Raw genomic sequence first — 11,901 nt, forward strand, 5'->3', positions numbered from 1 at the left:
TTGTCTTTAGCGCTTTCGTCAGTTCAAAATCGAGCTTAACGCCAAATGACATTAAAACATCAAACTAAATGCACTGTTCGTGCCAGCCATATGATGCTTTTACAGCGGTATTGATATCTATTTGGGCATTATCATCTCACTTTAGTGTAACAATCGGTTTTAATGGTTTTAGTCATCATCGTTAACCGATAAACTAGCGAAAATTTCTCAATCGAGCGTTAATATGTTCAAAAACATTTTGAAAGGCTTCGCTTTTGTTGCCGCGATGACGGCTCTCACAGCATGTGACAACGGCAATACACAGCCGCAACAAGGCAAACAATATCAAGTGCTGCCAGTCTCCCTTCAGGAATACCAACTTTCCCCTCTAACCGAGGCGTTCTCCTTAACCTGCGGTCACTGTCGCTCGATGGAAGAGTTTATTCCTCAATTAGAGTCTCTGACTGAGCAAGATGTTGAGAAGGTACATGTTACGTTTAACGACAGTGCCGAGATCAGTGCGATGATTTTCTATACGGCAGTGATGCAGTTAGAGACAACACCAGATAAAGCATTTATGGCAGACCTTTTTGCAGCGGTACAAATGCCGCCTGAAGCAACCGCGAATGAACGTCAAGCAGCAGTAGAAAAGGCGTTTGAGTCTCGTAATCTGATTAGTCCTTATCAACTTGACGAAGCACAGCAAAAGCAGCTGTTCGAATACATCAACAAGGCTGATGAAATCACAACGCGTGGTCAGATCAACTCAGTACCAACCTTTATCGTCAATGGTAAATATCAGGTGATTAGCAGCGGTCATGACAGCGTTGAAGCCATGTCTGAAACGATTAACTACTTACTAAAACAACCTAAATAGACAAGGAGCCAACGTGTCTAAATTTTTGTTTCCTCTTATTATTTTTATTCTGGCGGCATTTTTCATTTACCGCACCTGGACAAACCATAAAGTGGCGGATGAAAACTTTGCCAAGGGACAAGCATTCTTACTAGAAAACGCCAATAAAGAAGGGGTCATCACAACAGAAAGTGGCCTGCAATATATGGTGCTAGAGAAAGGCACGGGTGACGTTCACCCGACAGCAACAAGCAAAGTAAAAGTGCATTACCACGGCACACTCATCGATGGAACGGTATTCGACAGTTCAGTAAATCGTGGTGAGCCAATCTCATTCGGTCTAAACCAAGTGATTAAAGGCTGGCAAGAGGGTGTTCAGTACATGGTAGAAGGTGAGAAAATTCGCTTGTTCGTACCAAGCACACTCGGTTACGGTAAAAGTGGTACAGGCCCAATTCCACCAGCAAGTACGTTGATTTTTGATATTGAGTTGCTAGAAATTCAATAATTAAACATTCAAACGCCGGATTACTACAATCCGGCGTTTTTCTATTCAAAAAGGTTCAAACCATTGAGAAATCGATATTGTGATCAGCGAGTAAAGCAATAAACAACACCAACAAGTGGTAGATGGAAAACTTAAAGGTTTCTATCGCACTCCTTTCTTCCGGCGCAAACTTCAGTTTCCAAGCGTGGTAAATAAAGCCAGCGTTAAGAAGAAGTGAGGTAAAAAGATAAATAAAGCCCACCATACCGACCAAAACTGGCATCACACAAACCAAAGTAAGAAGTACGGAATACAACAAAATTGAGGTTTTGGTGTATTCGATACCATGTGTAACCGGAAGCATTGGAATATCTACCTTCCTATACTCTTCCACTCTGTGAATCGCGAGCGCCCAAAAATGGGGTGGCGTCCAGATGAAGATGATCATTACCAAAAGCCAGGCATTGCCGTGCAATTCTCCAGTTACCGCTGTCCATCCTAACAGCGGCGGCATCGCACCAGCTATCCCCGCGATCACAATATTTTGTGGCGTAGCCCGTTTTAGGTACATGGTGTAAACAACCGCATACCCAAGCAGACTCAATAATGTCAACCATGCGGTCAGCGGGTTTACCCAAGCGTACAGCATGACAAACCCAGCCCCCCCTAAACCAACCGCGAATATCACCACGGACAGCGGGTTGGTGTCACCAGAAGGCAACGGACGTTTGTGCGTACGTGCCATTCGAGCGTCTATATTACGGTCGATCAGGTGATTAAATGCCGCAGCAGAACCTGCCATCAAACCTATTCCAGCGAGCCCTATCACAGCTTTTAGCCAAGGGAACACAGCCACGGGAGCTAGGCTCATACCAACGACGGCAGTCACCAGCATAAGTGCCACCACTTTCGGCTTGGTGAGTTTTAGGTAAGTAGAACCGATTCGCTTTTGTCCCTCTAAAGACAACGCAATTTCTTTATTCATAGCGAACTCCTTTCGCTTGATGACTCCACTGAGTTTTTCCCTGCCACAAGTAGAACTGACTCACACAAATCAAGCTCAACATAATCGCAGCGCCTAGTGTATGGGCCACTGCGACGTAGATAGGTAACTGAAAAACAACATTACTCACTCCGAGCATGATTTGACAGATGAGCGCAAGTCCAATCCACATTCCAAGGTTTCGCGAGTGATGAGACTCTTGTTTAACCAACAGCACACAATAAGTAGCGACCACCAACGCAGTAATTATGGCTCCAATTCGATGGCTCACGTGTATGGTCATTCTGGCCGGATATTCTAAAACACCAAATTCGTAATTTTCGAATCCGGCTTGCCACAGTGAAAACGCTTCTTTCCAAGATAGATAACTCATCCAATCGCCTTCACAAATGGGCAATGTCGTACACATCAACGCGGCATAGTTTGAAGAAGTCCAGCCGCCAAGCAGCACCTGTAAGAGCACCACCGCAAAGGCGACCATTGACAACATACGTACTGTGTTGGTAGACGGTGAAAAATAGAGATTCCCTCTCGCTTTGAGTTGGCAATAAAATACCGCTTGCATTGCCAACAATGTGAAACCACCCAACAAATGAAGCATAACCACTACAGGCATCAGTTTGAGAGTGACGGTCCACATCCCTAACAAAGCCTGCCCTACCACCAACAGGCAGAGCATAAAAGGTATGGAAGCGTTAACCCGCTCTGAACGTGATGCAATAACAGCCATAACAAGAATCACAATCCCAAGCGTCCCGGCGAAATAACGATGGATCATCTCCAGCCACGCTTTTCCATGTTCAACCGCACGCTCAGGAAAGTTCAGGTTGGCTCTTGCGACGTCGTCTTCGTGATGGGGAACGGACAAATGACCATAACAACCCGGCCAGTCAGGGCAACCTAGACCAGCATCGGACAAACGTGTATACGCACCGAGCATGATCACTACCAATGTAAGACATAAGCTTATTCTCACTAGTCGAATTAATGTCATGGTTCCCCCTATCCCACTCGGGATAATTTAAGCAGTTTGCGTAAATCAGCCAGCATATCCTTGCTGAGCTTGACCAAATCTTCGTTTGGCTTTGGTGTGTAAGACATAACTAACTGCCCCAACGGGTCAACGATGACCACTTGTCCCTGTGCCACTATTTCCGCTACTAACGCGTTAATCGCCATCTTCTCCATTGATGCCTCTACCGAGTCTGAAGATTCCGATGTCCATAACACAGGTACCACGCGATCTTGGTATTTCCCTAAGGCGATGTGACTTTGTTTAAGCAGATGCAACTGTTGTTGGCACTGCTGCTCACAACGATTGGGAACCACATACGCCAATTGCCACCCGTTTACCGTTTGCGGGGCTACTTGCCCTAATTGCTCTAACGTGGTGTAAGGCTCAATCAGTTTACCTCGATTTGTCACACCACTCTGATACCAGCCCTGAATCAAAATTAGCTTGGCGACAAGTGCTGGAAGGGCAAACAAGCACACTAATGCAATCAGGACAAAACGCCCTCTTGTTACTTTCGACGTCATTTTTCACCTCCATGTGATGAGACACCCCTTAACCAACGAATAAAAACCACAACGGTTAGCAAGAAAAACACGCCAGCCATAGCAAACCACTGAACGGAATAACCAAAATGTTTATCACTTGTCAGTGGTAATGGGTTCCATGGAAATTCGTAAGGCCAGTTCTCTAGATTGTCAGGCTGTAAAACCGCAGGCATTAATTCGATATTTAACATCTCATTCAGCTGAGAAATATTGAGATTTTGTACTCGAATGGACTCGCCCAGCTCAGGCATCAATTCGGAACTCAATGGGTTCATTGATTTGCGGTATAAACGTCCTGTTACCACAGCAGGCGCGTCTAACTCTTTGACAATAGGCAACTCAGAACGGGAGCGTTCTCCCTCTACAAAACCAAGTTCCATGAGTGCTAATATGTTCTGCTGCTGACTAACGGATACGACCTGATAAGCGAGATAACCCACTTTTCCGTTGTAGGTTTGGTTGTCCAATAAAATTACAGGTAAAGGCTCTGGGGTCACTTGAGCTTCAACCTTGACGCCAATGACGCTTTCTTCACGCCAGTCATTGTTATCAACTACGACATGCATTTGCTTATGAGGTAAGTCAGCTCTCGCGAGGATCGTCTGCTCAAGCGCTTGTTTCTCCTCACCTCTCTCTAATTGCCAAAAGCCCAGTTTGACCAACAGAGAAAACACAGCCACAGTTAAACAAACTACAGCCCAAAACCGCTTCGATAAAAGTAGCGTTAAAACCGGAGGTTCCATGTCCACCGTATTCTTGTTCAAATTGACGCTCATCCTTTTGCTACTTTTCATTATATTCAACCTCGCCAAAGCGCTTATCGAAATGGTTCGTGAAGACCAAGACAATGCCGATCGTGACCATAAACCCATGAGCCACTATTTAGGTCGACGTGTCATGTTTTCCGCTTTAGTCGTCATCCTGCTACTTATCGCCCTCACTTCTGGATGGATTGACCCGAACCCTCGTCCTTACTAATGCCTGAGTATGGACTAGAGCACATAAACAAAGACAAACAGGCACAACCAAACCACATCAACAAAGTGCCAGTACCAACTGCCTGCTTGAAAAGCAAAATGGTTGTTCGGAGAAAAGTGGTCCTTCGCAATTCTGAACAGCAACACGATTAAGAAAATAGTTCCAAGACAAACGTGCATGCCGTGGAAACCCGTCAGCATAAAGAAGGTATTGCCGTAAACCCCAGATTGCAGGGTCAGCCCCATTTCCTGATAAGCATGGATGTACTCTTCCGCCTGGTAAAACAGGAAAAAGCCCGCAAGAATAATGGTGATTTCCAACCAAACCACCAACGCTGTACGTTTATTTTGCTCCAAGCTGATATGCGCCATATGTAAGGTAACGGAAGAGAGCAAAAGAATGATGGTGTTGGTCAGAGGAATTCCTTGCCACGGCATTGCTTGGGTGGTTTCGCCACTAGGCGTGGTCGTCAGTGGCCATATCGCTTCAAAACTGGGCCAGAGAACCTCGTTGGTCATAAAGTTGTTGTCCGCCCCGCCCAACCAAGGCACCGAAATCATTCTCGCGTAGAACAGCGCGCCAAAGAATGCGCCAAAGAACATCACTTCAGAGAAAATAAACCAGCTCATACCCTGACGAAAAGAACGAGTAATTTGGGAGCTGTACTTACCTGTCAGGGACTCGGTAATCACATTGCTAAACCAGCCAGCTAACATGTACAACAAAAACAGAAAACCCACAGCCAAAACGACACGACCAATCGAGCCTACCGGGCCTTCACTTTGGGTTCCCTGCACGGTCATACCTGCACCGACAGCGACTAAGAACAGAGCAAACGCACCAATAATTGGCCAGCTGCTTTGAGCAGGAACATAATAAGTCCCGGGTTTATTACTCATAAGTTCTCTCCTTACAGACTAGTTGGTCTGTGTGTGTCTCTATGAGAGGCTAACTCCCTTCCGCTGGAGGCAGCTTGTAGAGTGTGTAAGACAGCGTTAACGTATTGATTGAGTCAGGAATATCAGGCTCAATGTAAAAAATCAGTGGCATTTGTGCGTGTTGATTGCCTTCCAACGGCTGCTGGTTGAAGCAGAAGCACTCGATCTTATTAAAGTAAGCTGCGCCGTTACCCGGTGACACAGACGGTACCGCCTGTCCAACCAATTTGTGCCCGCTCTCGTTAAACGCAAGGTACTCGGTTTGGATAACCTGTCCGGGATGAACATCCATAGAAATGACTTTGGGTTTAAATTCCCAAGGCATATCCGGATTAACATGCGCCATAAACTCCACTCGAATGGTGCGGCTTGTGTCTGGCTCCATACCTACTGGCTGAATCGCTGCCACTTCACTGGTTTTACCGTTGATTCCTAACGCATCACACATCACGTCATACAAAGGAACTAAGGCAAAGCCAAAACCGAACATCAGCACCGTAGCAAGCAGTAGCTTGATGGTCAGTTTTCTGTTCGATGGGTTCGGTTTATCCACGCTCGCCACCTACATTTAATCGACTTTAGGGGGAGTAGTGAAAGTATGATGCGGAGCCGGACTTGGCACTGTCCATTCCAGGCCTTCCGCTCGCTCCCAAGGTTTCGCCGTCGCTTTCTCACCACCACGAATGCATTTGATGACCACCCACAAGAAAATCAGTTGAGAAAGACCGAAGGCAAAACCACCGATGGATACAATTTGGTTGACGTCTGCAAACTGGATCGCGTAGTCCGGAATTCTTCGCGGCATACCAGCCAGCCCTAAAAAGTGCATTGGGAAGAACAGCACGTTGACCGAAATCAGCGAACACCAGAAGTGCCAAAGACTCAATTTGTGGTCATACATATTGCCTGTCCATTTTGGAAGCCAGTAATAAGCCGCTGCCATAATGGAGAACACCGCCCCAGAAACCAGCACGTAATGAAAGTGCGCAACCACAAAATAGGTATCGTGATATTGGAAATCAGCCGGAACGATAGCCAGCATCAGCCCCGAAAAACCGCCAATGGTAAACAGCACGATAAATGCGATGGCAAATAACATTGGAGTTTCAAACGTCAGTGCACCGCGCCACATGGTCGCGACCCAGTTAAACACTTTCACCCCTGTTGGTACTGCAATCAGCATGGTGCAGTACATAAAGAACAGTTCAGCAAACACCGGCATACCGGTAGTGAACATGTGGTGAGCCCAAACCAAGAAGGAAAGCAGAGCGATACTGCAAGTTGCATACACCATAGAGTGATAACCAAAGAGCTTTTTACCACTGAAAGCTGGAATGATCGCAGAGACAATACCAAAGGATGGAAGAATCATGATGTACACTTCAGGGTGGCCAAAGAACCAGAAAATGTGTTGGAACATCACCGGGTCACCCCCACCAGCGGCATCAAAGAAGCTGGTGCCAAAGTACTTATCTGTGAGAACCATGGTTACCGCGCCAGCCAAAACGGGCATAACGGCGATAAGCAAAAATGCGGTGATCAGCCACGTCCAGACAAACATCGGCATTTTGAACCAAGTCATGCCCGGAGCACGCATATTTACGATGGTCACGATGACGTTGATTGCCCCCATGATCGAGCTAATACCCATGATGTGTACAGAGAACACAAACAACGCGGTACTGTCCGGGCCATACGTGGTAGAAAGCGGCGCGTAGAATGTCCAGCCAAAGTTAGGCCCACCACCTGGTAAAAACAGTGAGCTCAATAGAATGAGAAACGCAAAAGGCAAGATCCAAAAGCTCAAGTTATTCATGCGCGGTAAGGCCATATCTGGCGCACCAATCATCATCGGTATCATCCAGTTCGCCAAGCCAGTAAATGCTGGCATCACGGCACCAAATACCATCACCAAACCATGAACGGTCGTCATCTGGTTAAAGAACTCAGGATCCACCAATTGTAAGCCTGGCTGAAACAGCTCAGCACGAATGACCATCGCCATTGCCCCGCCAGTGAGAAACATCGCAAAACTAAACCAGAGGTACAAAGTACCGATGTCTTTATGATTGGTCGAATACAACCAACGAGCAAGACCTTTGGGTGCATGATGAACATCATGATCATCATCAAGAGCGATGGTTGAATTCGCCGAAGTTTGCGCTTCAACTGGTGCTGACTTCACGGCTTTTTCTGCTGGCTTGCTCATATTTCCTCCTTAGCACTCTTTTGTGCCTTAAAGGCATTGACGTCAGATGCTTGAACGGTGTCGCCAGTGTCATTCCCCCACGCATTTCGTTGGTAGGTAATAACGGCAGCGATTTCCTGGTCACTCAGTTGGTTGGCAAAAGCTTGCATGGCGGTTCCGGTACGGCCATTCACTACGATACTAATGTGCTCATCCACACTTCCGGTCGCTACAGGACTGCCTTTAATTGCCGGGAATGCGCCAGGAATACCTTCGCCACTGGCTTGATGGCAGACGGCACATCGAGCGGTATATATACCCTCACCTTGCGCCATCAGCTCATCCATGGATAAGTCTTGTGTTAATGCCTCTTGAGCAGCGGCTTTCTGAAGCGCGATTTCCTCTTTCTTGCCGGATAACCATTGATCAAACTCGTCTTCTGCCATCGCGTGTACCACGATTGGCATGAACCCATGTGCGCGACCACAAAGCTCAGCACATTGGCCTCGGTACACTCCGGGGTCATCAATTCGTGTCCACGCTTCATTGATAAATCCAGGTACAGTGTCTTTCTTCACTGCAAAATCAGGTACCCACCACGAGTGAATCACATCGTCTGAAGTGAGAAGAAAACGTACTTTACGATTTACCGGAAGAACAAGCGGTTGATCCACTTCCAACAAGTAATGAGCACCTTTGGTTTCGATTCCGTCAATCTGCTTCTGGCTGGTAGCGAGCAGGCTAAAAAACTCGACGTCTTGACCAAAGTAGTTGTAGTGCCACTTCCACTGGGAGCCAGTGATTTTGATGGTGAGATCCGATTGGCTGGTGTCTTCCATTGCAACTAGGGTTTTGGTTGCGGGAATTGCCATCGCCACAAGAATGATGATAGGGATAATCGTCCAAATAATTTCCACTTTGGTGCTTTCGTGGAAATGCGCAGCAACTGCTCCTTTTGACTTGCGATGACGAATGATGGAATAGAACATAACACCAAAGACAACTAGGGCAATCGCACAGCAAATATAGAAGATCAGCATATGCAATTCATACACTTGCTCACTGATCGCTGTGACCCCTTTGGTCATATTGTAGTCATTGTCTTTTGACCATCCATAGGAGGAGAATGTGATTAAAATCACATTCAGTGTTAAGGCAAGAGTAGTCGCTAATCTTTTCAAAAGATCTCTCCTCTGCTCAGCCGCTACGCTCTCACGAGCTTCCTTGCGTCCCGATGCAAATATCGAACAAATTTACGAAAAATCGCAAAAACTGCGATTTCAACACGGTTTGTTATATTTATGTTAAAAGGCTAGTTATAGTTCTAAAGTTCTTCAAGAAATAAAATGCGAATAAATTTTGTTCGATAATTAAAAAATAAATTCAGTTTATCGATTGCTCTCTTTGAATTGGAATTGAGAACCATTTACATTAATTGCAAACTATGACGTAAAGTCGAAACAGGTAGGTTCCCCACCTAAGGAAAGACAGACATGACCGCAATCATTGATCAATGGCTAGCACGAGACCCCGATCCTAAGACTCGTGAAGAGCTGCAACACCTCGTCGATACAAATGATCAGCAAGAGATCAACGACCGATTTGGTTCACGCCTTGCTTTTGGTACTGCAGGACTGCGAGGAAAAGTTGGCGCAGGTCCAAACCGTATGAACCGACTGGTCATCCAAGAAACCGCAACCGGGCTTGGCCATTACTTGATTGAACAAGTACAAGATGCAACATCGCGTGGCGTTGTTATTGGATATGATGGTCGACCAGACTCCAAACAGTTCGCGCACGATACTGCCTCTGTTCTGACCGCACTTGGTATTAAGGTTTATCTGACTCATAAAGTGGCAGCAACGCCAATCGTTGCTTTTGGTGTACGTACACTGAACGCTGCCGCTGCCGTTGTCGTAACAGCTAGTCACAATCCACCGGAATACAATGGTTTTAAAGTCTACTGGGAGAATGGCGCGCAAATTATCCCACCACAAGATTCCGGGATTGCGGCTGAGATAAACCAAGCAACGACCAAGCCTTTACCGCTGATGTCATTAGATAGTGCAAAACAACAAGGGTTGCTGGTGTGGCTAGAAGATGACTACTACCAAACCTATCGCCAAACCATGAACGAAAACGCGTTGCTAACACCAGATTCCAGCACCGATATTTCTATCGCTTACACTGCTATGCATGGGGTCGGCGCCGATATGGCGGAGACGCTTTTGGCTGATGCCGGATTCAAGAAAGTGGCGAGTGTAACAGAGCAGCGTGAACCCGATGGCACCTTCCCGACTGTTAACTTCCCTAATCCTGAAGAAGCTGGTGCAATGGACATGGTGATGGCGCTGGGTAAATCGGTAGATGCCGATATCGCGTGTGCCAACGACCCGGATGCAGACCGTTTTGCAGTCGCGGTTAAACGCCCTGATGGTGAGTATCAAATGCTCACTGGTGACCAGGTCGGCTCGCTATTTGGTGATTACTTGCTAGAGCAACAACCAAACGCACTGGTTGGTAATACCATTGTATCTTCCCGCCTGTTAAACAGCATTGCCAAAGTTCATGGCGCGGAATACTACCAAACCCTAACTGGCTTTAAATGGCTGACCAATGTTGCCATGGCTAAAGAAACGGAGCAAAACCCATTCCTATTTGCTTACGAAGAAGCTCTGGGTTACACCGTTGGTAATAAAGTTTGGGATAAGGATGGCCTGTCTGCGCTCGTTGCCTTCGCTCAGCTTACAGGAAAGCTGAAAGCGCAAGGCCAAACGCTATGGGACAAACTGGAAGCGCTTTACCGTCAGCACGGATTTTACTTCAACGCACAGCGCAGTATTGCGTTAGATCCAAAGTCGCCACCTATCGGTGACAAACTACGTGCAACGCCACCAAATGATATCGCAGGGAAAAAAATAACAATAACCGAAGATTTAAAGACATCCGTGAGGACCTATGACGACGGTTCAGAAGAAGCGATCGATTTACCTTCAAGTGATGTACTGATCTACCATCTCGACGATCAATCCCGCGTGATAGTACGTCCTTCCGGAACTGAGCCTAAATTGAAATGTTACTACGAAGTCATCACTGACTTTCCAGATAACATGAACTACGAACAAGCCCAGCAAGTCGCAGAAGCGAAGATGAACGAGCTTATCGACGCTCACCAAAAAAGCTTGTAAGTAAAGAGCATTAGACTCTAAAACAAAAACAGCCAGCAATCACTGCTGGCTGTTTCTTCGTATGTGAAAATGTTATAGAACGAAACTACTCAACATCCACAACGCCAGTATCACAAACACCAACCCCATTAGTTTGTGTTGGTACATGCGGAATTTATCATTTTCAATCAGCCCCTTACCTACACTGCCAGCCAAAGCTACAAGTAACAGATTAAACAATAGACCCATAACATTAAGTAGCAAGCCAAGCGCTAACATTTGCTCACCAGATGTCGCCGTAATGTTGTTTGACACAAACTGTGGCAAGAACATAACAAAAAACACTAATGCTTTTGGGTTGAGTAAATTACTCATCAAGGCTCGCTGATAATAGGTCGTCGCCATTTTGCTCATTTGATCAAGTTCTGGCGCGGAAGAGGCTTGTGCTCTCATACAGTCCCATCCCATTTTTAACAAGTAAGCGCCGCCCAGTAAATGCAGCACCTTCAGCGCAACCGGACTCATGGCGACAAGTGTAGAGACTCCCATCGCAGCCAACAGGGTTAAAATGACACCTGAGGTCGCATTGCCAAGGCTAGCAAACAGTCCAACTTTTTTGCCATAGCTCATGCTTGAACTGGCAATCAATAACATATCAGGGCCTGGTAACATTAACAGCGCGATAACCGCGGTGAGATAAACCGGAAGTACAACTAAATCAATCATTGAGGAAAAAGGAACACAA

13 protein-coding genes are annotated in these 11,901 nt (G+C 46.4%); 4 read left to right on the forward strand and 9 right to left on the reverse strand.

Translation table 11 applies throughout. From position 1 onward, the window contains the following. The first annotated feature begins 223 nt into the window (after positions 1-223). Together L3V31_RS00325 and L3V31_RS00330 are read left to right on the forward strand one after the other, a co-directional pair. On the forward strand, positions 224-856 hold the full coding sequence (locus L3V31_RS00325; protein WP_237313665.1) for a thiol:disulfide interchange protein DsbA/DsbL: 633 nt from the start codon (positions 224-226) through the stop codon (positions 854-856). 13 nt (positions 857-869) lie between these two features. Continuing rightward, positions 870-1,343 (forward strand): FKBP-type peptidyl-prolyl cis-trans isomerase, encoded by a 474-nt coding sequence (locus L3V31_RS00330; protein WP_237313666.1) that lies wholly within the window; start codon positions 870-872, stop codon positions 1,341-1,343. Positions 1,344-1,398: 55 nt separating this feature from the next. Here L3V31_RS00330 and cyoE read toward each other — a convergent pair whose 3' ends face one another. The 4 genes from cyoE to L3V31_RS00350 are packed head-to-tail and all read right to left on the reverse strand — an operon-like array spanning position 1,399 to position 4,628. After that, positions 1,399-2,307: a heme o synthase gene (gene cyoE, locus L3V31_RS00335; RefSeq protein ID WP_237313668.1), complete on the reverse strand. Its 909-nt coding sequence runs from the start codon at positions 2,305-2,307 to the stop codon at positions 1,399-1,401. After that, positions 2,300-3,319 (reverse strand): COX15/CtaA family protein, encoded by a 1,020-nt coding sequence (locus L3V31_RS00340; protein ID WP_237313670.1) that lies wholly within the window; start codon positions 3,317-3,319, stop codon positions 2,300-2,302. The genes cyoE and L3V31_RS00340 overlap by 8 nt, the downstream gene beginning before the upstream one ends. Before the next feature lie 8 nt (positions 3,320-3,327). After that, entirely contained in the window at positions 3,328-3,864 is a 537-nt protein-coding gene (locus tag L3V31_RS00345; RefSeq protein ID WP_237313672.1) for a cytochrome oxidase biogenesis cluster protein, read from the reverse strand. Continuing rightward, positions 3,861-4,628 (reverse strand): SURF1 family protein, encoded by a 768-nt coding sequence (locus L3V31_RS00350; RefSeq protein WP_237313674.1) that lies wholly within the window; start codon positions 4,626-4,628, stop codon positions 3,861-3,863. Before L3V31_RS00350 ends, L3V31_RS00345 begins: the two co-directional genes overlap by 4 nt. Between L3V31_RS00350 and L3V31_RS00355 the strand changes: the two genes are divergently transcribed. Beyond that, positions 4,627-4,863, forward strand: a complete 237-nt coding sequence (locus L3V31_RS00355) for a DUF2909 family protein (protein ID WP_237313676.1) — start codon at positions 4,627-4,629, stop codon at positions 4,861-4,863. The two genes, L3V31_RS00350 and L3V31_RS00355, sit on opposite strands and share 2 nt — an antisense overlap. Before the next feature lie 14 nt (positions 4,864-4,877). Here L3V31_RS00355 and L3V31_RS00360 read toward each other — a convergent pair whose 3' ends face one another. The 4 genes from L3V31_RS00360 to coxB are packed head-to-tail and all read right to left on the reverse strand — an operon-like array spanning position 4,878 to position 9,170. Continuing rightward, complete coding sequence (locus L3V31_RS00360; protein WP_237313678.1) at positions 4,878-5,762, reverse strand: cytochrome c oxidase subunit 3; 885 nt, start codon at positions 5,760-5,762, stop codon at positions 4,878-4,880. A 49-nt stretch (positions 5,763-5,811) separates the two neighbouring features. Beyond that, the gene (locus L3V31_RS00365) at positions 5,812-6,354 is read right to left on the reverse strand and encodes a cytochrome c oxidase assembly protein (RefSeq protein ID WP_346014837.1); all 543 of its coding nucleotides are present in this window, start codon (positions 6,352-6,354) and stop codon (positions 5,812-5,814) included. Between the two features lie 15 nt (positions 6,355-6,369). Continuing rightward, positions 6,370-8,010 (reverse strand): cytochrome c oxidase subunit I, encoded by a 1,641-nt coding sequence (gene ctaD, locus L3V31_RS00370; protein ID WP_237313680.1) that lies wholly within the window; start codon positions 8,008-8,010, stop codon positions 6,370-6,372. After that, entirely contained in the window at positions 8,007-9,170 is a 1,164-nt protein-coding gene (gene coxB / locus L3V31_RS00375; RefSeq protein WP_237313682.1) for a cytochrome c oxidase subunit II, read from the reverse strand. The genes ctaD and coxB overlap by 4 nt, the downstream gene beginning before the upstream one ends. A 312-nt stretch (positions 9,171-9,482) precedes the next feature. Between coxB and L3V31_RS00380 the strand changes: the two genes are divergently transcribed. Continuing rightward, positions 9,483-11,177, forward strand: a complete 1,695-nt coding sequence (locus L3V31_RS00380; protein WP_237313684.1) for a phospho-sugar mutase — start codon at positions 9,483-9,485, stop codon at positions 11,175-11,177. A gap of 72 nt (positions 11,178-11,249) precedes the next feature. Here the strand turns inward: L3V31_RS00380 and L3V31_RS00385 are convergent, their stop codons facing one another. After that, on the reverse strand, positions 11,250-11,882 hold the full coding sequence (locus L3V31_RS00385) for a LysE family translocator (protein WP_237313685.1): 633 nt from the start codon (positions 11,880-11,882) through the stop codon (positions 11,250-11,252). Between the last annotated feature and the right edge of the window lie 19 nt (positions 11,883-11,901).

The organism is Vibrio sp. J1-1 (assembly GCF_021728395.1).
In the GTDB taxonomy this organism is placed as follows: Bacteria; Pseudomonadota; Gammaproteobacteria; order Enterobacterales; family Vibrionaceae; genus Vibrio.

Bases quoted from the DNA above. Each gene is read 5' to 3' on its own strand.
- L3V31_RS00325 (WP_237313665.1), top strand. From the start codon at position 224: ATGTTCAAAAACATTTTGAAAGGCTTCGCTTTTGTTGCCGCGATGACG.
- cyoE (WP_237313668.1), bottom strand. From the start codon at position 2,307: ATGAATAAAGAAATTGCGTTGTCTTTAGAGGGACAAAAGCGAATCGGT.
- L3V31_RS00340 (WP_237313670.1), bottom strand. From the start codon at position 3,319: ATGACATTAATTCGACTAGTGAGAATAAGCTTATGTCTTACATTGGTA.
- L3V31_RS00345 (WP_237313672.1), bottom strand. From the start codon at position 3,864: ATGACGTCGAAAGTAACAAGAGGGCGTTTTGTCCTGATTGCATTAGTG.
- L3V31_RS00355 (WP_237313676.1), top strand. From the start codon at position 4,627: ATGTCCACCGTATTCTTGTTCAAATTGACGCTCATCCTTTTGCTACTT.
- L3V31_RS00350 (WP_237313674.1), bottom strand. From the start codon at position 4,628: ATGGAACCTCCGGTTTTAACGCTACTTTTATCGAAGCGGTTTTGGGCT.
- L3V31_RS00360 (WP_237313678.1), bottom strand. From the start codon at position 5,762: ATGAGTAATAAACCCGGGACTTATTATGTTCCTGCTCAAAGCAGCTGG.
- ctaD (WP_237313680.1), bottom strand. From the start codon at position 8,010: ATGAGCAAGCCAGCAGAAAAAGCCGTGAAGTCAGCACCAGTTGAAGCG.
- L3V31_RS00380 (WP_237313684.1), top strand. From the start codon at position 9,483: ATGACCGCAATCATTGATCAATGGCTAGCACGAGACCCCGATCCTAAG.
- L3V31_RS00385 (WP_237313685.1), bottom strand. From the start codon at position 11,882: ATGATTGATTTAGTTGTACTTCCGGTTTATCTCACCGCGGTTATCGCG.